The 20,765-nt window shown below is 61.1% G+C and carries 23 protein-coding genes; 10 read left to right on the top strand and 13 right to left on the bottom strand.

Going from position 1 to position 20,765, the window contains the following annotated elements:
* The first annotated feature begins 97 nt into the window (after window positions 1-97).
* Window positions 98-1,648: a lysine--tRNA ligase gene (gene lysS, locus KQ659_RS05820; protein WP_216689792.1), complete on the top strand. Its 1,551-nt coding sequence runs from the start codon at window positions 98-100 to the stop codon at window positions 1,646-1,648.
* A gap of 354 nt (window positions 1,649-2,002) precedes the next feature.
* On the opposite strand, the gene KQ659_RS05815 is transcribed toward lysS, so the two are convergent.
* Together KQ659_RS05815 and KQ659_RS21770 are read right to left on the bottom strand one after the other, a co-directional pair.
* Complete coding sequence (locus KQ659_RS05815) at window positions 2,003-2,365, bottom strand: YtxH domain-containing protein (protein ID WP_216689794.1); 363 nt, start codon at window positions 2,363-2,365, stop codon at window positions 2,003-2,005.
* 124 nt (window positions 2,366-2,489) lie between these two features.
* A complete protein-coding gene (locus KQ659_RS21770) occupies window positions 2,490-2,927 on the bottom strand; it encodes a CsbD family protein (protein ID WP_216689796.1) in 438 nt (145 codons plus the stop codon).
* Window positions 2,928-3,177: 250 nt separating this feature from the next.
* Between KQ659_RS21770 and KQ659_RS05805 the strand changes: the two genes are divergently transcribed.
* The 3 genes from KQ659_RS05805 to KQ659_RS05795 all read left to right on the top strand — a co-directional run bounded on the left by KQ659_RS05805 (window position 3,178) and on the right by KQ659_RS05795 (window position 5,085).
* The gene (locus KQ659_RS05805; protein ID WP_216689797.1) at window positions 3,178-3,429 is read left to right on the top strand and encodes a Kazal-type serine protease inhibitor domain-containing protein; all 252 of its coding nucleotides are present in this window, start codon (window positions 3,178-3,180) and stop codon (window positions 3,427-3,429) included.
* 12 nt (window positions 3,430-3,441) lie between these two features.
* A complete protein-coding gene (locus KQ659_RS05800) occupies window positions 3,442-4,380 on the top strand; it encodes a GNAT family N-acetyltransferase (protein WP_216689799.1) in 939 nt (312 codons plus the stop codon).
* A gap of 333 nt (window positions 4,381-4,713) precedes the next feature.
* Window positions 4,714-5,085, top strand: coding sequence for a cupin domain-containing protein (locus KQ659_RS05795; RefSeq protein ID WP_216689801.1), 372 nt, complete (start codon window positions 4,714-4,716; stop codon window positions 5,083-5,085).
* 93 nt (window positions 5,086-5,178) lie between these two features.
* Here the strand turns inward: KQ659_RS05795 and tnpA are convergent, their stop codons facing one another.
* The gene (gene tnpA / locus KQ659_RS05790; RefSeq protein WP_216689803.1) at window positions 5,179-5,607 is read right to left on the bottom strand and encodes an IS200/IS605 family transposase; all 429 of its coding nucleotides are present in this window, start codon (window positions 5,605-5,607) and stop codon (window positions 5,179-5,181) included.
* Between the two features lie 191 nt (window positions 5,608-5,798).
* On the opposite strand from tnpA, the gene KQ659_RS05785 reads away from it, so the two are divergent.
* The 4 genes from KQ659_RS05785 to KQ659_RS05770 all read left to right on the top strand — a co-directional run bounded on the left by KQ659_RS05785 (window position 5,799) and on the right by KQ659_RS05770 (window position 8,258).
* The gene (locus KQ659_RS05785; RefSeq protein WP_216689805.1) at window positions 5,799-6,656 is read left to right on the top strand and encodes a dienelactone hydrolase family protein; all 858 of its coding nucleotides are present in this window, start codon (window positions 5,799-5,801) and stop codon (window positions 6,654-6,656) included.
* A 53-nt stretch (window positions 6,657-6,709) separates the two neighbouring features.
* Window positions 6,710-6,943 carry a hypothetical protein gene (locus KQ659_RS05780; protein ID WP_216689807.1) on the top strand — a complete coding sequence of 78 codons (234 nt, stop codon included), beginning with the start codon at window positions 6,710-6,712 and terminating at the stop codon, window positions 6,941-6,943.
* Between the two features lie 313 nt (window positions 6,944-7,256).
* The gene (locus KQ659_RS05775) at window positions 7,257-7,658 is read left to right on the top strand and encodes a hypothetical protein (RefSeq protein WP_216689809.1); all 402 of its coding nucleotides are present in this window, start codon (window positions 7,257-7,259) and stop codon (window positions 7,656-7,658) included.
* Between the two features lie 114 nt (window positions 7,659-7,772).
* Window positions 7,773-8,258 (top strand): DUF4890 domain-containing protein, encoded by a 486-nt coding sequence (locus KQ659_RS05770; RefSeq protein ID WP_216689811.1) that lies wholly within the window; start codon window positions 7,773-7,775, stop codon window positions 8,256-8,258.
* Between the two features lie 174 nt (window positions 8,259-8,432).
* Here the strand turns inward: KQ659_RS05770 and KQ659_RS05765 are convergent, their stop codons facing one another.
* The 3 genes from KQ659_RS05765 to KQ659_RS05755 form a co-directional block, all read right to left on the bottom strand.
* Window positions 8,433-8,702, bottom strand: coding sequence for a hypothetical protein (locus KQ659_RS05765; RefSeq protein WP_168675209.1), 270 nt, complete (start codon window positions 8,700-8,702; stop codon window positions 8,433-8,435).
* A gap of 678 nt (window positions 8,703-9,380) precedes the next feature.
* Complete coding sequence (locus tag KQ659_RS05760) at window positions 9,381-9,938, bottom strand: IS630 family transposase (RefSeq protein WP_262905479.1); 558 nt, start codon at window positions 9,936-9,938, stop codon at window positions 9,381-9,383.
* The gene (locus KQ659_RS05755) at window positions 9,920-10,330 is read right to left on the bottom strand and encodes a COG3415 family protein (protein ID WP_216689815.1); all 411 of its coding nucleotides are present in this window, start codon (window positions 10,328-10,330) and stop codon (window positions 9,920-9,922) included. Before KQ659_RS05755 ends, KQ659_RS05760 begins: the two co-directional genes overlap by 19 nt.
* Window positions 10,331-10,487: 157 nt before the next feature.
* On the opposite strand from KQ659_RS05755, the gene KQ659_RS05750 reads away from it, so the two are divergent.
* Window positions 10,488-11,501, top strand: a complete 1,014-nt coding sequence (locus KQ659_RS05750; protein ID WP_216689816.1) for an ABC transporter ATP-binding protein — start codon at window positions 10,488-10,490, stop codon at window positions 11,499-11,501.
* Here KQ659_RS05750 and KQ659_RS05745 read toward each other — a convergent pair.
* From KQ659_RS05745 to KQ659_RS05715, 7 genes are all read right to left on the bottom strand, one after another.
* On the bottom strand, window positions 11,491-12,528 hold the full coding sequence (locus KQ659_RS05745) for a hypothetical protein (protein WP_216689818.1): 1,038 nt from the start codon (window positions 12,526-12,528) through the stop codon (window positions 11,491-11,493). The two genes, KQ659_RS05750 and KQ659_RS05745, sit on opposite strands and share 11 nt — an antisense overlap.
* A gap of 146 nt (window positions 12,529-12,674) precedes the next feature.
* On the bottom strand, window positions 12,675-13,430 hold the full coding sequence (locus tag KQ659_RS05740; RefSeq protein WP_216689819.1) for an SDR family oxidoreductase: 756 nt from the start codon (window positions 13,428-13,430) through the stop codon (window positions 12,675-12,677).
* A 156-nt stretch (window positions 13,431-13,586) separates the two neighbouring features.
* A complete protein-coding gene (locus KQ659_RS05735) occupies window positions 13,587-14,666 on the bottom strand; it encodes a phosphotransferase family protein (protein ID WP_216689820.1) in 1,080 nt (359 codons plus the stop codon).
* A gap of 157 nt (window positions 14,667-14,823) precedes the next feature.
* Window positions 14,824-16,056: an acyl-CoA dehydrogenase family protein gene (locus KQ659_RS05730; protein ID WP_216689822.1), complete on the bottom strand. Its 1,233-nt coding sequence runs from the start codon at window positions 16,054-16,056 to the stop codon at window positions 14,824-14,826.
* Window positions 16,057-16,128: 72 nt separating this feature from the next.
* Window positions 16,129-16,875: an SDR family NAD(P)-dependent oxidoreductase gene (locus KQ659_RS05725; RefSeq protein WP_216689823.1), complete on the bottom strand. Its 747-nt coding sequence runs from the start codon at window positions 16,873-16,875 to the stop codon at window positions 16,129-16,131.
* Between the two features lie 129 nt (window positions 16,876-17,004).
* Window positions 17,005-18,822 (bottom strand): acyl-CoA dehydrogenase, encoded by a 1,818-nt coding sequence (locus KQ659_RS05720; RefSeq protein WP_216689825.1) that lies wholly within the window; start codon window positions 18,820-18,822, stop codon window positions 17,005-17,007.
* Window positions 18,823-19,099: 277 nt separating this feature from the next.
* Window positions 19,100-19,654: a Crp/Fnr family transcriptional regulator gene (locus tag KQ659_RS05715; protein WP_216689827.1), complete on the bottom strand. Its 555-nt coding sequence runs from the start codon at window positions 19,652-19,654 to the stop codon at window positions 19,100-19,102.
* Window positions 19,655-19,815: 161 nt separating this feature from the next.
* Between KQ659_RS05715 and KQ659_RS05710 the strand changes: the two genes are divergently transcribed.
* Complete coding sequence (locus KQ659_RS05710) at window positions 19,816-20,754, top strand: D-2-hydroxyacid dehydrogenase (protein WP_216689828.1); 939 nt, start codon at window positions 19,816-19,818, stop codon at window positions 20,752-20,754.
* Window positions 20,755-20,765: the final 11 nt, after the last annotated feature.

Raw genomic sequence — 20,765 nt, 5'->3', positions numbered from 1 at the left:
GCACTTGGCTTCTAGGTGTTCCGATTGGCTCGCCTGAATCGTCCACAAAATCCGTGGAATTCGAAAAATCCGAGTGAATCCGTGGTTCAGATAATTTATGCAACACCTTAGCGAACAAGAAATCCTGCGCCGTCAGAAACTCGAAGAGCTGGAAAAGCTGGGCATTGAAGCATACCCATCGGCCCTGGTGGACGTGACGTTTTACGCCAAGGAAATCCACGACAACTATCACGTTGAGCTGAATAACTTCCAGGACGTGACGCTGGCCGGGCGGCTGATGTCGTCGCGGGTGATGGGCAAGGCCTCGTTCGCCGAGCTGATGGACACCACGGGCCGCATTCAGCTCTATATCAACCGGGACGAAATCTGCCCCGGCGAGGACAAGACGCTGTACAACGTGGTGTTCAAGAAGCTGCTCGATTTGGGCGACTTCATCAGCGTGAAAGGCCACGTATTCAAGACGCAGGTGGGCGAAACCTCCGTGCATGTCACGGAGCTGAAATTGCTTTCGAAAGCCCTGCGCCCCCTGCCCGTGGTGAAAACCCAGAAGGACGAAGCCACCGGCGAAATCGTGACTTACGACGCCTTCACCGACCCCGAGCAGCGCTACCGCCAGCGCTACGTGGACCTGGCCGTGAACCCCGCCGTGCGCGACACCTTCATCAAGCGCACCCAGCTGGTGCAGTCGATGCGTAATTTCCTGAACGACAAGGGTTACCTGGAAGTGGAAACCCCGATTCTGCAGCCACTGTACGGCGGCGCGGCGGCTCGCCCTTTCACCACGCACCACAACACGCTGGACATGACGCTGTACCTGCGCATTGCCAACGAGTTGTATCTCAAGCGCCTGATTGTGGGCGGGTTCGATGGCGTGTACGAGTTCAGCAAGGACTTCCGCAACGAGGGCATGTCGCGCTTCCACAACCCCGAGTTCACCCAGATGGAGCTCTACGTGGCCTACAAGGACTACGCCTGGATGATGGACCTGGTGGAGGAAATGGTGGAGCGCGTAGCCATGGCCCTGCACGGCAAAACCGAAGTGCAGGTGGGCGCGAACGTCATCAACTTCCAGCGGCCCTGGCAGCGCTACACCATGTTCGAGGCCATCGAGAAGTACACCGGCAAGGCCATCGGCGAGATGGACGAAGCGGCCCTGCGTGCCACCGCCCAGGAGCTGAACGTGCACGTGGACCCCAGCATGGGCAAATCGAAGCTCATTGATGAGATTTTTGGTGAGCACGTCGAGCCCAAGCTCATCCAGCCCACCTTCATCACCGATTACCCGGTGGAAATGTCGCCACTGGCCAAGAAGCACCGCGACCGCCCCGGTCTGGTAGAGCGCTTCGAGGCGGTTTGCAACGGCAAGGAAATCTGCAACGCTTTCTCGGAGCTCAACGACCCCATCGACCAGCGCCAACGCTTCGAGGACCAGCTGGAGCTGGGCAAGCGCGGCGACACCGAAGCCATGGTGCTCGACGAGGATTTCCTCCGCGCCCTGGAGTACGGCATGCCGCCCACGGCCGGCCTGGGCATCGGCATCGACCGTCTGAGCATGATTATGACCAACTCCCCGTCGATTCAGGACGTGCTGTTCTTCCCGCAGATGAAGCCGGAGAACGTGCAGAAGGAGAAGCACGAGGAGAAGTAAGCCGGCTGTCATCCTGAGCTTGCGAACCGAAGGTCCTTGGCTACGCCGACCTTCGGTTCGCAAGCTCAGGATGACAGGACAGCCCTAAAATCGGAAAAGCCCCACACGAAATATCATGCGGGGCTTTTCTTTTACAATCGCCCTACCCTTCAAACCGCTTTTCTTGGCAGAAGCTTGCGATGGGATGTCTGATTTTGCTACCGAGTTGTTTAACCAATTTCGGTAGAAGCTCCTACGTCCGGCAATTTTGCTGGCAATATTTTCGGCCTTCTTTCAAGGCGATTGTAAGGAGTTTTACGCAGCGGTACCACGCTGGGTTACAGTAGTGAAGAAAATATTTCCTGACTGCCGGCCCTACAGGTTGGGCTGGTGGCGGGTATCGTCGCCGAAACCATCGTAGTCGGTATTATCCTCGTTTTGGGTGTGGACCGTGGAAGGCGTGCCGGTGCCCAGGTTTTGCAGGAGGCGGTCGGCGGCCTGTTTGTCTTCGCTCACGGCAGCGTCGGGGTTGGTGTGGGCGGAAGGGGCCTGGCCCTGTGCTTTGGCCAGGGCATCCTTTACCAGCTTGCTGAGGTCGCCGCCAAACTTGGTGGCCGACTTGCGCAGGTTAGAGCGGGCGTCGTCGCCGGTTTCGGGGGCCAGCAGCAGGCCGGCCACGATGCCGGCGGTAGCTCCGGCGATGAGCGAGAAAATGACTTTGCCTTTGTCGTCTTTCATGGGTTTGCAGGAAAATGGAGAAATCTGATTATTTCTTAACGGGAAAGCGGGGCGGCTGGTTGGACCACAAAAAAGCTCCGCACCTTGCGGCGCGGAGCTTTAAGTAAGCTAGCTAAAAGCCGGATTACATATCGTTCAGCATTTTGGTGATTTCGGCTTTGCCTTTGCCGAGCTTGTCCTGCAGCTTGCCCACCAGCTCGTCACCTTTGCCTTCGGCATAGGTCAGGTCCTCGTCGGTCAGCTGCGCATACTGCTGCTTCAGCTTGCCTTTAACTTCGTCCCAGGTGCCTTTCATCTTCAGGCTGCTGCCGGACAGGGTCACGCCCATATCTTCCAGCTTGCCGGCGTATTCTTTGAATTTATTTTCGAGGTCGGAGCCCAGCTTGGTAGCTTGCTCGCCGAGTTGGCCGCTGTATTTGGTAGCAGCGCCTTTCCAGTTCTCACGAGTAGCCGAACCTTTATCGGGAGCCAGCAGCATACCGGCAATAATGCCAGCGCCGGCACCGGCGAGAGCAGCTAAAAGGATTTTACCAGCGTTGTTGTCTTCTTCTTGGTACGACATGGTGTAGGGTAATGAAGGGTGAATGGGGGGTTAGAGTTCGTTTAGAGCAGCGCGGGCCCGAATTCAAAACTACGCGTTTTGTTTGCGGCGGCGTTTGGTTATGGCTGACTATACGAAAGGCTCCGCCCGGGGTTGAGCTTACGGGCAAATTTTCCGTAGCGACATCCGCATTCCTCAATATCCAGGTTTACGGCCGGGCCAAATCCCGGGCGGGCAGTGTAGCTTCGCCCCTCTCCTACTTTCTGGCACCATGAAAAAGCATTGGATTTGGGGTGTGGCCCTGCTGCTGGGCGCAGCTTCGTGCCAGCGCCACGCCGTGCCCACGGCCACGGCCGCCGCCTGCATCGATTCGAGCAAAATCAACCCGCAGGGCATCTGCCCCATGAATTACGACCCCGTGTGCGGCTGCGACGGCAAGACCTACCCCAACCGCTGCGCGGCCACCAACGCGGGCGTGCGCTCCACCACGCCCGGCCCCTGCGCCCCGGCTCCGGCCAAATAATCCTTCGTGTTGATGTCTGCCAAAGCCCGCTACCACGACTTCTGCCGCACCGCGCCCGATGTGCCGGTGTTCGGCCAGCCATGGTACCTGGATGCCTGCGCCGAAGGCGGCACCTGGGACGTGGTACTGGCCGAAGATAAAGGCCGTGTAGTGGCCGCCCTGCCATATTTCTGCAAGCAGAAGGGTCCATTTCGGTACGTCACCATGCCGCCCTTCGTGAAATGGCTGGGGCCATATGTGCTGCCCGAATTCCGGGGCCGGCTGCCCCAGGAGCATGAGCTGCTGAAGGCGCTGCTGGCACAGTTGCCCGAGTTTGCGGCCTTCAAGCAGAACTTCTATCCTACTGCCACCAACTGGCTGCCATTTTACTGGGAGCAGTACCGCCAGACCACTTTTTATACCTACCGCCTGCACCAGCTGCGCAATTTGAAGGGGGTAGAAGCCGGCCTGGGCACCGGCATCCGGCGCGATATCCGACTGGCCCGCCAGCAAGTGCGGGTGGTACACAACTTGCCACTCGAGGAATTCTACCGCGTCAATCTACTCAGTTTCACCCGGCAGGGCCTGCCCGCACCGTATTCGGCCGCGCAGTTTAGGCGGCTCGATGCGGCGCTGGCGGCGGCGGACTCCCGGCAGCTGTTTTTTGCCGTTGATGCGCAGGGCCGGGTGCATTCGGTGGCGTATTTGATTTGGGATGCCACCACGGCGTATTTTCTGCTGGCCGGCGACGACCCGGCGCTGCGGGCCAGCGGCGCGGGCGTACTGCTGGCCTGGGAGTGCATTCGCTACGCCAGTGAGGTTTTGAACCTGAATTGCTTTGATTTTGAAGGCAGCATGCTGCCGGGCGTGGAGCGGATTCGCGTGCGCTTCGGCGCGGTGCAAACGCCGTATTTCTTCGTATGGAAATACAATTCGCGGCTTTTTGAGTTGCTGGAGAAGCTGAAGCCGTAGAAGCGCATTTATTTGGTATCGTACAGAACGGTCATGCTGAGCGCAGTCGAAGCATCTTTACCGCGAAGAGTAATCCAATCGAAAGGGGTTTAGTGTTGGAGTTGTTTAGAAAGTCACAAAAGGTACTCAAACGGTCATGCAGAGCGCAGCGCAGCATCTTGCTCGCATCGTTGAACGGGCCTGACGATGCGAGCAAGATGCTTCGCTGCGCGCTGCATGACCGTTCGGGGACTTTCTAAACAACTTCATTGCGGCAGAAATGCTTCGGCTCCGCTCAGCATGATAGTCTTTTTTTCTTTTAGCTCAATTTACCCAATCCCATCCTCCCCAACAATGTCCGAAAAACGCTACATCCGCAATCCTGCTCCTTTTGTAGTTCCCACCACCGACGGCAAGCTCATTGAAGAGCATGTGGGCGGAGCCAGCACCGGCACTTCGGCCTATAGCCTGGCCCACATGGTGGCCCCGCCCCACTGGAGCGAACCCCACCAGACGCCCACGTTCGACGAAATCACGATTGTGGTGCGCGGCCGCAAGCAGTTCGAAATCGACGGCGACATCGTAGAGCTGCAAGCCGGCCAGGCACTGCTTATTAAAGGTGGCGCGCGGGTACGCTACTCCAACCCATTCGAGGCGGAATGCGAGTACTGGTCGATTTGCGTACCAGCGTTCAGCCCCGACACCGTGCACCGCGAAGAAGACTAAACGACTATGGACTGTAAGTCCATAGGTTTGGATTGCGAATGAAATTCGCGGGTTTCGGCTCAAGCCGACTGAAAGACAACCACTGTAAGTGGGCTATTCCAGAATGAAATTCTCGTCCCCATTGGGCTGGTCCTTGTGATGATTCAAATACGCTTCGAGTAGCTCGTCTGTGATGTTACCGACACTCCAGGCCCCGTAGCCAATGCCCCAGAAATGACCGCCCCAATACCGCCGCTTCAACTCGGGAAACTCTTGCAAGAGCAACTTGGCGCTGCGTCCCTTCAAGCGACGCATTAATTCGATCACAGCCAAGGCGGGCGGATACGAGACGTGCAAATGGATATGGTCTTTGCTCACTACCCCTTTCAAGATGCCCACATCCAGCGTGTTACACGTCTGACGCAGCAAGTCCCGGCAGCGCAGTTGCACATCCCCCGTCAGCACCTGGTAGCGATATTTTGTGCTCCACACCAGATGCACTTCCAGCTTGTGAACCGAATGGCTGCCTGTTCGCTGCTTCATCTCACAAAGGTACCCGACGCCTGGAAGTGAGTAGCAACTAAAGTCTTGCCCTAAAGGGCATAGCTTTAACTAGCGTGCTTAAAAAGTAAAACGGCTCCTGAGCGGCTTTCTGCGGATTTGGAATGTACCGTGGACTCTGCGAGTCCACGGTACATATTCACAACTCTTGAAACCATTTCACCATCAACCTCATGGACCAGCGCATCATCAATCTTTTCGACGAGTACACCCACGTTCCGCTCACCCGCAAGGAGTTTATGGAACGGCTGATAAAGCTGGCCGGCGGCACGGCGCTGGCCCTCACGGCGCTATCGGTGCTGGAACCGGGCTATGCGGCGGCCGCCACCATTGCGCCCGGAGCCGATGATTTGGAAGCCGAGGAAGTGGCCTGGATTGGCGATGGCAGCCCCGTGCGCGGCTATCTGGTACACCCAAAGGGCCGGAAGATGCGCGGCGCGGTCGTTGTCATTCACGAAAACCGGGGGCTGACACCGCACATTAAGGACGTGACGCGGCGCGTGGCCCAGGCCGGCTACCTGGCGCTGGGCGTGGATGCGCTCTCACCCTTGGGCGGTACGCCGGCCGATGAGGATAAGGGCCGCGAGCTCATCGGCCAGCTCGACCCGGTGAAAAACCTCAATAACTATCTCAGGGCGCTGGAATACCTGCGCGCCCGGCCCGACTGCAACGGCCGCACCGGCGCGGTGGGCTTTTGCTGGGGCGGCGGCCTGGCCAACCAGCTGGCCGTGCACGACCCCAGGCTGAACGCCGCCGTGGCCTACTACGGCCAGCAGCCCAAGCCCGAGGACGTGCCCCCGATAAAAGCGGCCCTGATGCTGCACTACGGCGGCCTCGACCAGCGCATCAACGCTGGCATTCCGGCCTACGAAGCGGCGCTGAAAGCGGCCGGCACCAAGTATGAGCTCTACGTGTACGAAGGTGTGAACCACGCCTTCAACAACGACACTTCGCCCGCCCGCTACAATGCGGAGGCAGCCAGGCTGGCCTGGGACCGCACGCTGCGGTTATTCAAGGAAAAAGTGGGGTAGCCGGGCAACGGCGTAGCAATTTGCGGCATCTTTGTGGTGTCCATCCGCTATCCATGTCGCTCCGGAAACTATCCATTCTGCTGCTGTTGCGCGCCGGCGGGGCGCGGGCCCAAAGCCAGTCTCCGCCCACGCCCGACCCTGACTATGAGCAGGTAAGCGTGCCGGCACCGCGCACCGTGTCGCTGATTGTGGACGCGGCCAGCATATTGTTTTCGCGCAACGAGGATGAGAACAAGGTAAAGGCGCTGGTGGACCGCCGCCGTGAGCGGTCGCAAAAAGGCGACTAGAGCCTTCGTTTCACGATTGCGAAGAATAAGCTGACCCGCACGCTGGGGCTGGCGGAGTAGATAAGCTGTCATTCCGAGGCGGGAGAAATGACAATTTCGACCTGTTCAAAAGGTATTTAAGTCCGGGAAGTGGGCGGTCTGGTCGGGGTTTCCGGCCCGTCCGTCCACCTTTTTATTTCCGGGCGGGATGTGGTCGATGGTTTGCAAATACCCTGACAGGATGAGTCGATTCCCACATTCAGGAGCCCGCTGCCTGCAGCAGCCGAGCCCAGCGCTTCCCCACCATTTCTCCCTTGCATTTCCTTCAGAAACCATGAAAGCTTCCTTGTTCTCCATTATCACCGCCGCTGCCCTCTTCACCTCAACGGCCTCGTTTGCCGCTGCCGGCCCATTCGACCACTGCTACGATGACCGCAACAGCCGGGATTTTAACTACGGCTACGACCCCAACCACCGCGTAACCGACTATGAGCGCGCCCGTTGGGAAGCTGCTCACCGCGACAACAAAGGTGACCGCCGCGACGCCAAAAACGACATCCGCGAGGCTAAAGCTGATTTGCGCAAGGCCAAAGGCGACCTCCGCGACGCCCGCCACGATGCCAAGGACGACCGCAACAGCAACTATTTCAACTACGGCTACGACCGCAACCACCGCGTATCGCCCCAGGAGCGGGCCCGTTGGAAAGCCGCCCACCGCTACGACGGCCGCCGCTAAACTTTAGCCAGTAACTGCCGTCTAAAAAGTCCCGTTCGGCCCTTGGGAACGGGACTTTTCGCGCCACCTCTTTGCCACCACCCGTTTTTTTCTAATTCTCCCCCAACCCAATCCATGAAAAAGTTTCTGTTTCCCCTGCTGGCTGCTTTCGCCCTCACCGTTGGCACTGCTGCCGCCCAAACCACCACCCCCAACGATGCCGGCGCCATGCAGGGCCGGGGCCGCCAGCAAGGCTCGCCCGATGAAATGGCCAAGCGCCAGGCCGACCGGATGACCAAAGAGCTCGGCCTTAATACTGACCAGACGGGCAAAGTGCAGCAGATTATGCTGGCGCGCGGCCAGGAAATGCAGACCATGCGCGGCCAGGACCGCGATGCCGGCAACCGCGACCAGATGCGCGAGCAAATGCAGGCCGGCCGCGCCAAGTACGACGCTCAATTCAAGGAAGTGCTGACCGCCGAGCAGTACACCAAGTACACCACCATGCAGGCCGACCGCATGAACCGCGGCGGCGGCCCTGGAATGGGCGGGTCGGACGTTAAAAAGATGAAAGCCAAATCGGCCGACGGTGACAAAATCAAAGTAAAAACCGACAAATAGAGCGGCTTCGGCAGCTGAAAACGCAACAACGCCCCGGCCAGCTGGCCAGGGCGTTGTTGCGTTTTGGTGCATTGCGTCCCGTGGGGCGGCCGGGGCCGGAGTCCTGAAAAGCAAAAGGCTACTCCTGATGCAGGAGTAGCCTTTTCATTATTCGTTTTTGGGGAAGCTCCAATGCTACAGCGTGCGGTGAGCCCGGCCACCCCGAGCCACGCGTGGTGCCGAGCTATGCCGCTTGGCCGCCTTGGAGCGGTGCTTGAACAGGCCAAAGAAGCCTCTTTTTTGGTTGCTGTGGCCGCGATAGTAGCGGTATACCGGCACGTAGTTGCCAGCTGTGGGCTTGCGCCGATGGATGGGTCGCGACGTGGCTGCCGTGGCCGGCGCAGCGTAGGATTCGGAGGCTAAAAAGCCCAACATGCAGAAAAATAACAGAGCGGTACGCAGCATAAAAAAGGTGGTAATGGTGGTACGTGCACATGGCGTTTTGCGCCAGCGTGTAGCGGCTTGCTACTGAAACACTAACTCCGAAAACGGAAGAATTATTGCCGGCGTTGTCCTTTTTATCGACCACTGCTTTCTTACAATCGACGAAACAGGTACCTGAATAGTTGAAAATGAGTGGCTAACCACACGTATTATTTTTCCTCATTTCAAATATTAATTATCAGTTAACTACTGATTAGCGATTCTTAAGCACTAACAATTAGCACTCATTTAATTATTTATTTAATATTCAGCGCTTTATATTTCATGGCAATCCTGCCCTTGCTGGCCTTGCTGGCGCGAGATTAGCGCAGCGTAACTCGTGACTTGCCATAACGGGTAGGCGGAGCCTCTCCTGCCGCGCCAGCGGCAAGGGAGGTTTGGATAATCTGCGCTGGCGTAAATCGTTCTGCTGTGAGGCACAGCCTCACCCAAATCATGGACTCGGACTATATCTACGTCATGAAAAACGGTACCTAGTAGAAAGCAGCATCCACGACGAGCTCTATACCAAAGGAGCTTTTCACCAGATGATGAAACGCCAGCTGGACTTCCGCTGCTGACGCGCATCTGCGACGCGTGCCGACGGGGTTCGAGCCTATGGCTCGGGTTAGAAAGACTTGCATTACAGCGGTTTCCAAATCACTGTACATGATATCCGCAATGGTCAAACCAGTTCTTGGCATCCTGTTCGGTTATCCACTCGGCGGCGGTCCGGATGGCTTCCTCCAGCAAGTCGCGGGTTCGGGCCTTCGTGGTGCGCAACCAGGTCTTGAGTTTGCTAAAAGCGAGTTCAATGGGGTTAAAGTCCGGCGAATAAGGCGGCAGGTAGCGCAGCCGAGCCCCGTACTTTTTCACGATTTCGTCCAAGCCTTCCACCTTGTGTACCGACAGATTATCGAGTACTACTACGTCGCCCGGCCGCAGGCTGGGGCCGAGCACCTGGTCGAGGTAGGCGGCAAACACGTCGCCATTAACGGCCCCGTTGACGCTCAACAAGGCGCCGAGCCCGTCCGGGGTCAGGGCGGCGATGAGCGTCACGTTCGGGCCGCCGTGCAACGGCACGGCCTGGTCCAGGCGCTGGCCGGCTGGGGCCCGGCCGTAACGGCGGCAGTAGGTGAGGTTGGTGCTCGTCTCGTCCACGAACACGAAACGGCGCACATCTTCTTCTTGAATGGCTTCTAAAAATAAGCGGCGCATGGCCACGACGCGTTCGGTGTCACGCTCGGCGGCGTGGACGCTTTTTTTTTGCGCCCCCAGCCCAGGCGCTCCACCGCCCGCCACGTACTCGTGCGGCTCAGGGCCGGACCGTCGGCGGCGAGCAGGGCCGTGGCCAGTTCGGCCAGGGTCGCGTCGGGCTGCGCCACCAGACAGGCCCGCAACAGGTCCTGGCCCGCCGGGTCCAGGCGCGGCAGCGGACCGCCGTTCGCGGGCAGGGCCGCCAGCGAACCGCTCGTGCGCTGCCGACGCAAAAGCTTGTCCACGAAGGAGATGGAGACGCTAAATTGCGCCGCCACCTGATAAATCCGGGCCTGCGGTGCGGCACATGCCGCCGCTACCCGTTCCCGCAAATCAATCGAATATGCTTTCATAACGCAAGGTGCATCAGATTCTGTACACTAAATTGGAAACCGCTCTAGTGATTACCGACCGGCTCAATACCCGAGCCGCAGGCTCGAAGCCCGTCGGCACGCGTCGCAGATGCGCGCCAGCAGCGGGCAGCGGCCCAGGCCCGTTCTTTGCGGCTGCATGGACATCCTTACCGTCACCAACCTCAGCCTCACCGAAAACGGCTTTACCGCGCTCCAGCCCATCAGCTTCAGCCAAAAGCTAGGGCAAAAGCTGGCGCTGGCCGGCGAAAGCGGAGCCGGCAAAAGCACGCTACTGCAACTGGTGGCCGGCCTTATTCAGCCCACTACTGGCACGGTGCACGCTAACGGCAGCCGGGTGCGCGGGCCGCAGGATGTACTGGTGCCCGGCCACCCCGGCGTAGCCTACCTCTCCCAAAAATCCGATTTGCCGCAATTTCTGCGCGTGGAGCAGGTGCTGCGCTATGCCAACAAGCGCCCCGAAGCTGAGGCGCAGGCCGTGTACGAGCTGTGCCGCATCGCCCACCTGATGCTACGCCGCACCGACCAGCTCTCCGGCGGCGAGCAGCAGCGGGTGGCGCTGGCACGGCTGCTGCTAGGTGCGCCGCGCCTGCTGCTGCTCGATGAGCCGTTCTCGAACCTCGACCGGACGCACAAGCGCCTTTTGCAGAGCATTATCGAGGAATTGGGCACGCGCCTGGGCATCACCTGCCTGCTGGTATCGCACGACGCGGCCGACGTGCTGGGATGGGCCGATGAGATTCTGGTGCTGCACCGGGGGCGACTGGTGCAGCAGGGCACCCCCCGGCAACTCTACCGCCAGCCGGTAGACGAGGCCACGGCGGCCCTGTTTGGCGACTACAACCTGGTGCGCGGCGCGGCCCGGCGGGCGCTGCTGCCGGGGCGGCGCTTCAAAAAAGATACGGCCCTGCTGGTGCGACCCGAGCAGCTACAGCTGCGGCCAGTGGGCAGCGGCGGGGCCCGGGGCACGGTGCAGGCCGTGCGGTTTTTGGGCAGCTACTCGGAAGTGGAATTAACTATTGCAGACCAGCTTGTGCGCGTACGCGTAGCCGCGACTACCCTCCAGCCACGCGATGAAACCAACATTACGATAATGGCGGAGGCGGGCTGGAGTATCCCGCTAACCCCGCCCGGCGCACAGGTCACAATTTGAGCTTGACTTTACCAGGCGCAGCCTTTCCCGATTTCACCGGCTGGTCGGCAAACGCTCCGGGGCGGGCGGCCTGTACTTGCTCGGCGGCTACGCGCTGTAGGAAAACGGCCTCGGTCGGGCTGATGCCAAGCGCCACGGCCGCCTGCTCGGCGGCGCCGAGGGCGCGGGGGTCGCGGCCGGTTATTTCGCCGAACAGCACGCAGGCCGTGAGGTAGGCCCCCCAATTGCTGGGGTGGTAGTGGTCTTCGGCCCAGAGGTCGATTTTGCCGGGCTCGGGGGCGTAGGGGTTGCGCTGGGCCAGGCCGATTTGCACGGCGCGCAGCCAGGCATCGCCGGCCGGCGCAATGCTTTTGAAGCCCGGGTTCTGCGCCAGCAAACCGTAGTAGGCCGCGTGCAGCTCGCGGGCCATCGAGTCGATGGGAAGGCCGCTGAAGGGCGTGCCGGCTGGGTAGCAGAGGTCGGCGCGGGGCCAAGTCTGGAAGAGGAATACGCTGGCGGCGGGGTTGGCGGCGTGCACGGCCTGCTCCAGCCGGGTAGCGTAGTCGCGGAACAGCTCGGGGTGGCCGCCGTGGCGCGGGGGCAGCACCCATTGGCTGTGCTCCTGTAGCACCACAGTGTGCCAGCGCGGCTGCTGAATGATGGGCAGGGCGTGCTCGTAGTGATATTGTAGCGGCCGGGCATTGATTTCCTCGAAGTGGACTTCGTATTTCAGGCCGGCTTCTTCGGTGAATTTCTGGAAGATGCCGGGAATACCGCCCCATACCACGGGCTCGCCGGTGGTGGTTTCACAACGGGGGTGGGTAGCGGGCAGGCCGTAGTTCTCGTCGGTTACGTGGGCGGCGTTGTAAGCCAGTACGGGCTGGTATTTGCCGTGAAAAAAGCTATTACCGACGAATAGAATGGTATTGACGGGTGCCGGTGCGGCCGGAGTATGAACGGGCCGCCCTTGCGCCCCAGCGGGGGCTGGCATACCCGGGAGCAGGCCCACCAAGGCCACTACCAAGAGCTTACGTAGCGTTTGATTCACAGAGATAGAAGTAAGTAGCAAAGACAACATGCGGCGGCTTGCTCCGAGATGCCAGTCACCGTCCTTTCCTGATGGGTCAGGAATTTGGGCATGCAAGAAACAATTTTTTCAGCAAACCGCCGCAATTTTTTAATTAAATCATTGTATTACAATAGCTTTTGCACCCAACGCAGCGGCAGCCATTTCATGGCGCGGGCCATCAGGGCCCAGGGCCAGCCGGGCACAAAGGCCTGCACCGGCTCGCGCTCAATGGCTTTCACGAGGGCCCGGCAGCCGGTTTCGGTGTCCACCATGTAGGGTGTGCTTTTCACCTTGGCGTTGATTTCGGAGCGGATATAGCCGGGGTACATAATGCTGACCTTGATGGGCGAGTTCAGCAAATCGGCCCGAATTCCCTCGGTGAGGGCCGAGAGGCCGGCCTTGGTAGCGGCGTAAGTCGTCTGGGCGCGGGGCATGCCGCGCATGGCCGCCACCGACGAAATAGTGACCAAGTGCCCCGCGTTCTGGGCCCGAAAAATCTCCAGCGCCGCCTCGCACTGCGCCAGCGCGGCCACGAAGTTGGTCTGGGCCGTTTGCAGGTTGGCGTGGAAGTAGCCGGTACCCAGCGAGGCGCCCTTGCCCATGCCGGCATTCACAATGATGCGGTCGATGGTGCCTAGGTCGGCCTGGAAGGCGCGGAAGACTTCAAAAACCTGGTCGTGGTTGTTCACATCGAGAGCACGCACGAAGATTTTTATGGTCGGATGTGCGGCTTCCAGCTCAGCTTTCAGGGCGTCGAGGCGGTCGGTGCGGCGGGCGCAGAGGGCGAGGTTGCGGCCCATGCGGGCGTATTCGCGGGCCATGCCTTCGCCCAGGCCCGAGCTGGCCCCGGTGATGAGGATGTTGTGGCGGGTGGTGGTCATGTTTTAGGGTGGGAATGAAGATGTGTATTGAACGTCATGTCGAGCGCAGCCGAGACATCTCGCGTGTGGTAGTAATCCAATCGTTGCCACGTCATTGATTTGTGAGAGCACGCGAGATGTCTCGGCTGCGCTCGACATGACGCCCTTTTGGTATCGCTATCTACTCCCACGCATCGCCCGCCGGCAGCGCCAGTGCAGGTAATGCACGAAAATCCAGAAGTTTTTAAATGCCGGATTGCGGGTCTGCTTGTGGTGGTAGCGGTAGTAAATCTGCTGGGCGATGGCCGAGAGCCGAAACAGCCCATACACTTCATAAAAAGCCCAGTTCTCGGGCTGAAAACCGGTTTTCTCGCAGTAGTAGGCCACCACTTCCTGGCGGGTGAGCATGCCGGGCAGGTGCGTGGGCTGGCGGCGGGTGGCCTGGGCCAGGAAATCGTCGTCGGCCTGAACCCAGTAGGCCAGCAGGTTGCCCAGGTCCATGAGGGGGTCGCCGAGAGTGGCCAGCTCCCAATCCAGAATACCCAGAATACGCGTGGGGTCGTCGGCATCAAGCACCACGTTGTCGAACCGAAAATCGTTGTGCGTGATGCAGATGCGCTCCTGCGTTGGCTGGTGCGTCTCCAGCCACTGCATGATACGTTGGCCGCTGGGCACATTCCAGGTGCGGGCCTGGGTGTAGCGCTTGCTCCAGCCCGAAATCTGGCGCTGGGTGTAGCCGGTGCCGCTGCTCAGCCCCGCCAGGCCGGCCGCCTTATAATCCACCTGGTGCAGCTCAATCAGCGCATCGAGCACGTTCAGACACAATTGACGCACGGTGGCGGGTGGCAGCTCGAGCCCCCGCGGCAGGTTCTTGCGCGGGATGATGCCGGCCACGCGCTCCATCACATAGAAATCGACGCCGATAATGCTGGTGTCCTCGCAGTAAGCCACCATTGCGGGTACGTAGCCGAAAACAGGTTTCAGGGCCTTTTGCACGCGGTATTCGCGGCCCATGTCGTGGGCCGATTTGGCCTTGGTTCCGGCTGGTGGGCGGCGCAGGATAAGGTCGGCGTTGTCGTATTCGAGGCGGTAGGTCCAGTTCGATGCCCCGCCGGCGTACTGCGTCACGCGCGGCAGCCCGCGCAGGTCGGGGCGCTGCTGCTTCAGCCAGCCATCGACGGCGGTGGCGTCCAGCTCCTCGCCGGGGCGCAGTGGGCCAGCGGTATCGAGGAGGCGGGCGGCGGGATTAGGAGTCATAAAGTCAGGAAAAGATGGAACGTCAAACTCCCCTCCTTACCAAGGAGGGGATGTTTCCGCTGCGCGGAAACAGGGGTGGTTGTGGGCGTTGAACTGTCAGCCGGGGCTTCGTTCAGTTGTCGTTCAACGAGTTCAACCACCCCAATTTCAGCTTCACTCACTCCCGCTTCGCCTTATACTTCGCCAGCTCCACCCGGGCCACCATGGTGCGGTGCACCTCATCGGGCCCGTCGGCCAGGCGCAGGGCGCGGGCCACGGTGAAGAGGGCCGTCAGCGGCACGTCGTGCGACACGCCCGCGCCGCCGTGCATCTGGATGGCCTCGTCTACCACGCGTTGGAGCACATTGGGGGCCACTACTTTAATGGCCGAAATCTCGCTCATGGCCGCTTTCACGCCCTGATTGTCAATTTTCCAGGCGGCAAAAAGAGTCAATAGCCGGGCCTGGTCGATAGCCATGCGCAGGTCGGCCACGCGCTCCAGGTTGCCGCCCAGGTGCAGCAGCGGCTTGCCGAAAGCCGTGCGCGAGAGGCCCCGTTTTATCAGCAGTTCCAGCGCCCGCTCGGCCGCCCCGATGCAGCGCATGCAGTGGTGAATGCGGCCCGGCCCAAGGCGGCCCTGCGCGATGGCGAAGCCCTCGCCCAGGCCGCGCAGCAGGTTGGCGCGGGGCACGCGCACATTCTCAAACCACACTTCGCCGTGGCCATAGGGCGCGTCGTAGTCGCTGAAGGCGGGCAGCATGCGCCGGATGTTCACGCCGGGCGTATCGAGCGGCACCAGCACCATGCTGTGGCGGACGTGGGGCGCGGCTTCGGGGTTTGAGAGGCCCATGAAAATGGCCAGCTTCGCATCGGGGTGGCCCAGGCCAGTGGCCCACCACTTGCGGCCATTGAGCACCAGCTCGTCGCCCTCGGCCCCGATGGTGGCCTGCATGTTGGTGGCGTCGGACGAGGCCACGTCGGGCTCGGTCATGCAGAACACGGAGCGGATTTTGCCGGCCAGCAGCGGCGCAAGCCACTCGGCTTTCTGCGCCTCGCTGCCGAAGTAGTGCAGCACCTCCATGTTGCCGGTATCGGGCGCGTTGCAGTTGAACACGGTGGGCGCGAGGAAGCTGCGGCCGGTTTCTTCGGCAATGGGCGCGTACTCGAGGGTGCTGAGGCCGGCTCCGTGCGCGGCATCGGGCAGGAACAGATTCCAGAGGCCGGCGGCCTTGGCTTTCGTTTTCAGCTCTTCGATGACGGGCAGCACCCGCCAGCTTTGCCAGTCGGGGCCGGGGTTGGCGGCGAGGTTATCGTGGTGGTACTGCTCTTCGATGGGCGCGATGTGCTCGGCCATGAAGTCCTGCACGCGGGCGAGGTAGTCCTGGGTTTTAGGGCTAGGGGCGAAATCCATAGTGTAGCGTGGACTTTTAGTCCGCGAGTAAAGGGTTACGGAATGAGTCGCGGACTAAAAGTCCGCGCTACATCACGAAATCACGCCGCTGTCAATCACCAGCTGGGTGCCGTTGGTATAGCTCGAATCATCCGAAGCCAGGTAGATGAAGGCTTTGGCTACTTCCTCAGCCCGCCCGAGGCGCCTCATGGGGCTGGCCGAAATCATCTGGTTGCGCAACTCCTCGGGGACTTCCTTAATGAGCGGCGTATCGATATAGTACGGGCAGAGGGCATTCACGCGCACGTTGCGGCGGGCAAATTCCTGAGCCGCCACGCGGGTGAGGCCCAGCACGCCGTGCTTCGAAGCCACGTAGGCGCTCAGGCCCGGCGCGCCCTTGAGGCCGGCCAGCGAAGACATGTTCACAATAACGCCGCCGCCCTGCGCCATGAATTGCGCCAGCTCGTACTTCATGCAGGTGAACACACCGGTCAGGTTCACGTTGATGATGCGCTGAAACGATTCCTCACTAGTTTCGAGAAAACTGAAGAACCCCTCGCCGATGCCCGCGTTGTTCAGCGCCACATCGAGCCGGCCGAATGTCGCTACCGTGGCGGCAATGGCCTGCTGAATGTTGGCCGAATCGGTCACGTCGAGCGGAATAAAAACGGCTTCGGCCCCGGCCGCCTGCACTTCAGCCAGCGCGGCGGCGTGGTCGGAGCCGGGCAGGTCGGCGATGACGAGTTTCGCGCCTTCTTCAGCGGCGGCCACAGCAGCGGCGCGGCCAAGGCCCGAGGAGCCGCCGGTGATGAAGACAACCTTGTTTTCGAGTTTTTTCATGGAATGCGAAATAAATCGTTTGTCATCCTGAGCGCAGCGAAGGACCTTATCACGATTGAATGAGTACCACTCAGCCGTGATAAGGTCCTTCGCTGCGCTCAGGATGATAGTTCCGGCCGTATTGACTATCTAAAACCACGCCTCCTGCATGGCCACCGTCACGGCATTGGCCGATTGCAGGCGCTTGGCCAGGCCGGGGGCGCGTACCAGCTCGTATTCGTAGAAATACTGCGCGGCCATGAGCTTGCCGTGGTAGAAATTCTGGTCGTCGGGGTGGGCGGCGGGCAGGGCGGCCTGGGCCACTACTGCCTGCCGCAGCCACTGCCAGGCCACCGTCACCAAGCCGGCCAGCTCCAGGTAGAGGGTGGCATCGGCCAGGAATAGCTCGTGGTCCTGGGCCGCTACGCCCAGCAGATGGCCGGTCACTTGCTGCAAAATGCCCACGTTTTTGGTGAGCTGGACGGCCAGCGGAGCCAACTCGGACACGGCATTGGCGGAGGCAATGGTGGCCTGGATTTCTTCCAGCAGCAGGCCCACGGCCCTGCCGCCGTGCTGGGTAATTTTCCGGCCCAGCAAATCGAGCCCCTGAATACCGGTGGTACCTTCGTGGATGGGGTGAATGCGCGACTCGCGCCAGAACTGCTCCACCGGAAAATCGGTGGTGTAGCCGGCCCCGCCGTGCACCTGGATGGCGGCGCTGGTGCTCAGCACGCCCATTTCCGAGGGGTAGGTTTTGGCGATGGGCATCAGCAAATCGAGCAGCAGCTCGGCTTTTTCCTTCTCTGCGCCATCGCCTACCCGGGCCACATCCATGTAGTAGCTGCACTGTAATAGCAGGCCCAGCGCGCCTTCCATGGTAGCTTTCTGGAAGAGCAGCATGCGCTTCACATCGGCGTGCCGGATGATGGGCACCTGCGGCTGGGCCACGTCACGGTTGGCGATGGGGCGGCCCTGGGGCCGGGCGCGGGCGTATTCGAGGGCCGCGTAGTAGGCGGCCGTGCCGATGGCCGCCGCGCTCACGCCCACGGCCAGCCGAGCCTCGTTCATCATCTGGAACATGTAGCTGAGGCCCTTGTTGGGCTCGCCCACAAGGTAGCCGCGCGTGTCGCCGTCGCCGCCAATCAGGAGGTGGGCAATGGGCGCGCCCTTGCAGCCCAGCTTGTGGTAGATGCCGGCCGTGACCACGTCGTTCGAAACTAATTCGTCGGGTTTTGTGGCCTCGTTGGGCAGCCCGGCCGCCACGCGCTGGCGCGGTACGGCAAAGAGCGAGATGCCCTTGGCCCCCGCTGGTCCGCCTTTAATCTTAGCCAGCATGAGGTGCACCACGTTGTCGCAGGCATCATGGTCGCCGGAGGAAATATAGATTTTCTGCCCCCGAATCCGGTAGTAGCCATCCTCCGTGGGTTCGGCCGAGGTACTGATGTCGGAGAGGGAGCTGCCGGCGTCGGGCTCGGTGAGGGCCATGGTGCCCTGCCAGCGGCCGGCGTACATGTGCGGCGTGAAGGCAGCCGTGAGCTCGGGCGTAGCGAAGCTACGGAGCAGATTGGCCGCGCCCAGTGTGAGGAAGGGCGGCACGCTGGCCGAATAGTTGGTGGCCTGCATGGCAAACACGGCCGCGTTGTACACGGTGCCGGGCAGCTGCTGGCCACCTTCCTCGTACGAAAACAGGGCGTTTATCCAGCCATCCTGGCCGAAGCGGTGCACGATGTTCTTCACGCCGGGATGCACCCGAATGGTGCCATCCACGAGCTGCGGCTCCTGGCGGTCGAGCTCGGTGAGCAGGGGGCGCAGGAGCTGGTCGGCAAACTGGCCGGCGGTATCAAGCACCAGGTCGATGGAGCCGCGGTCGTGGTCCTGAAAGTACGGGAAGCGGTTCAGGCTTTCAACGTGCAATACTTCGTGGAGCTGAAACGCGAGGTCGCGGCGGGAATAGGCTTGCTTGGCCATTAGGACTAAGGAGTTGCGTGGGAAGGGAGCGCGGGTAAAAGTACCCAGTTCCGGCAGCGGCCCCAATGACCTAGGTTAAGAAATGCGCAATCCCCAGGCTGCCGCTGGCGTGCGTCTGCGACGCGTGCCGACTGGGTGCGAGCCTGCGGCTCGGGTACAGAGCCGGCAGAACAGCGTAATTGCGAGTCGTTCGCAGCACGAGTCACAGACCCGAGTCCAGCCGGCACGCGTCGCAGACGCGCGCCAACCAATACCCAGTCCTAAGCCAAGGCCACCCTCACAGCTGCGCCCGCATGCGGCTCAGGCTTTCCGGCTTCACACCCAGGTACGTAGCAATATGCCGCTGCGGCACCTGCTGAATCAGCTCGGGGTTCTGGCGCATCAGGGCGAGGTAGCGGGTGCGCAGGTCGTCCATCTGGAAGGCCCGGAGGCGCTCAGTGAGGCCACACACCAGGTTTTCGTTGATGCGGCGGCCCAGGCGCTCGATGGGCGGCACCCGGCGGAACAGGCGGTTGAGGTCGGGAATGAGGATTTCGTGGGCCTGCACGTCGGTCAGGCATTCGAAATACAGCTCGGTGGGTACCTGAGCCACAATGCTCAGGGTATCGAAACAGAAGGAATCGGCCCCATAGAAGGCGCTGGTGATGTCTTCGCCGCGCACAAGGCGGTAGGCACGGGCCAGCCCGGTTTCGATGAAATAGAGCCGGTCGGGCGGCGGACCGGGGTGGAACAGCTCGGTGCCTTTACGGAAAGTGCAGGGTTGGATAAGCGTCATGGTTTGTTCCAGCTCGGCATCGGTGAGGTGGGCGTGCTGGTGCAGGTAGGCGCGCATGAGCAGAGGAAACGGGCGGAATACGCAAAAAAACGGGCAAATACGGCTGGTCGGGCCGCTTCTTTGCGAAAAGTACGCCGCCTGGGCAGCAACTTTGTCCATCGGCCCGTTTCTGGGGCTCACGCTTGTCAACTGCTTGCGGCCGTGCCGGCTGCTCCGCCATGAATCTTTTCGTTTATTCGCCCCTCAGCCCCTCCGCCCGCGCTTACCTGCACCAGCAGCTTCCGGCCGAGGTCAACGTCACGTTCTGCCACGACGTAGCCCCCGAAGACCAGTTTCCCGCCTTCCAGGAGGCCGAGGTGCTGCTCGGCAACCCGCCGCCCGTGTGGCTAGCGGCTGGCACCTCGCCTCTGCTGCGCTTCTGGCAAATTGACTCGGCCGGCTTCGAACGCTACCGCCACCTGCACCTGAATGTGCCAGTAGCGAATATGGGCGACTTTTTCGCCTGGCCCTGCGCCGAAACCATGGTAGGTGGCCTGTTGGCCCTCTACCGCCACCTGGGCGAGCTGGCCGTGCTGCAAGCCGAGAAAAAATGGGTGGGCGGGGCCTACGTGCGCAACCGCTCGGGCCTGCTGCGCGGCAAGCGCGTGGTGGTGCTGGGCGCCGGGGCTATTGCCCTGGCCGTGCAGCAGCAACTCAGCGGTTTCGAGTGCCCTGTGCAGCTGCTGGCCCGCACCCACCCCAAGGCGCAGCTTCGCTCCAAAGAAGACCTGAAAGCCGCCCTGCCCGAAACCGACATCGTGATAAATACTCTGCCGGGCAGCGCCGAGGGCTTTTTCTCGGCCGAGCTGCTGGATGCCATGCGCCCGGGCAGCATCTACGCCAGTGTGGGCCGTGGCAACACCACCGACGAGCCCGCCCTCATCAAGCTGCTGCAAGCCGGCTACCTCGGCGGGGCCGTGCTCGACGTGACCGCCGTGGAGCCCCTGCCCGCCGACAATCCGCTCTGGGCCCTGCCCAACGTGCTACTTACCCAGCACACCGGTGGCGGCCAGCACCACGAGGACGAAAGCAAAGTCGATGTGCTGCTGCGCAACCTGGAGCGCCTGCGCCACGGCCAGCCACTGGAGAATCTGGTGGATTTGAGCCGGGGGTATTGAGTAGACTTGTT

Origin of the sequence: Hymenobacter siberiensis (assembly GCF_018967865.2) — a bacterium.
GTDB classification, from domain to species: domain Bacteria; phylum Bacteroidota; class Bacteroidia; order Cytophagales; family Hymenobacteraceae; genus Hymenobacter; species Hymenobacter siberiensis.
This window is presented reverse-complemented; position numbering and strand designations above follow the sequence as displayed.

Bases quoted from the DNA above. Each gene is read 5' to 3' on its own strand.
- lysS (WP_216689792.1), top strand. From the start codon at position 98: ATGCAACACCTTAGCGAACAAGAAATCCTGCGCCGTCAGAAACTCGAA.
- KQ659_RS05815 (WP_216689794.1), bottom strand. From the start codon at position 2,365: ATGAAAGACGACAAAGGCAAAGTCATTTTCTCGCTCATCGCCGGAGCT.
- KQ659_RS05750 (WP_216689816.1), top strand. From the start codon at position 10,488: ATGGACATCCTTACCGTCACCAACCTCAGCCTCACCGAAAACGGCTTT.
- KQ659_RS05780 (WP_216689807.1), top strand. From the start codon at position 6,710: ATGTCGCTCCGGAAACTATCCATTCTGCTGCTGTTGCGCGCCGGCGGG.
- KQ659_RS05805 (WP_216689797.1), top strand. From the start codon at position 3,178: ATGAAAAAGCATTGGATTTGGGGTGTGGCCCTGCTGCTGGGCGCAGCT.
- KQ659_RS05735 (WP_216689820.1), bottom strand. From the start codon at position 14,666: ATGACTCCTAATCCCGCCGCCCGCCTCCTCGATACCGCTGGCCCACTG.
- KQ659_RS05740 (WP_216689819.1), bottom strand. From the start codon at position 13,430: ATGACCACCACCCGCCACAACATCCTCATCACCGGGGCCAGCTCGGGC.
- KQ659_RS05725 (WP_216689823.1), bottom strand. From the start codon at position 16,875: ATGAAAAAACTCGAAAACAAGGTTGTCTTCATCACCGGCGGCTCCTCG.
- KQ659_RS05730 (WP_216689822.1), bottom strand. From the start codon at position 16,056: ATGGATTTCGCCCCTAGCCCTAAAACCCAGGACTACCTCGCCCGCGTG.
- KQ659_RS05755 (WP_216689815.1), bottom strand. From the start codon at position 10,330: ATGAAAGCATATTCGATTGATTTGCGGGAACGGGTAGCGGCGGCATGT.
- KQ659_RS05800 (WP_216689799.1), top strand. From the start codon at position 3,442: ATGTCTGCCAAAGCCCGCTACCACGACTTCTGCCGCACCGCGCCCGAT.
- KQ659_RS05775 (WP_216689809.1), top strand. From the start codon at position 7,257: ATGAAAGCTTCCTTGTTCTCCATTATCACCGCCGCTGCCCTCTTCACC.
- KQ659_RS21770 (WP_216689796.1), bottom strand. From the start codon at position 2,927: ATGTCGTACCAAGAAGAAGACAACAACGCTGGTAAAATCCTTTTAGCT.
- KQ659_RS05785 (WP_216689805.1), top strand. From the start codon at position 5,799: ATGGACCAGCGCATCATCAATCTTTTCGACGAGTACACCCACGTTCCG.
- tnpA (WP_216689803.1), bottom strand. From the start codon at position 5,607: ATGAAGCAGCGAACAGGCAGCCATTCGGTTCACAAGCTGGAAGTGCAT.
- KQ659_RS05715 (WP_216689827.1), bottom strand. From the start codon at position 19,654: ATGCGCGCCTACCTGCACCAGCACGCCCACCTCACCGATGCCGAGCTG.
- KQ659_RS05795 (WP_216689801.1), top strand. From the start codon at position 4,714: ATGTCCGAAAAACGCTACATCCGCAATCCTGCTCCTTTTGTAGTTCCC.
- KQ659_RS05770 (WP_216689811.1), top strand. From the start codon at position 7,773: ATGAAAAAGTTTCTGTTTCCCCTGCTGGCTGCTTTCGCCCTCACCGTT.
- KQ659_RS05760 (WP_262905479.1), bottom strand. From the start codon at position 9,938: ATGCGCCGCTTATTTTTAGAAGCCATTCAAGAAGAAGATGTGCGCCGT.
- KQ659_RS05720 (WP_216689825.1), bottom strand. From the start codon at position 18,822: ATGGCCAAGCAAGCCTATTCCCGCCGCGACCTCGCGTTTCAGCTCCAC.
- KQ659_RS05710 (WP_216689828.1), top strand. From the start codon at position 19,816: ATGAATCTTTTCGTTTATTCGCCCCTCAGCCCCTCCGCCCGCGCTTAC.
- KQ659_RS05765 (WP_168675209.1), bottom strand. From the start codon at position 8,702: ATGCTGCGTACCGCTCTGTTATTTTTCTGCATGTTGGGCTTTTTAGCC.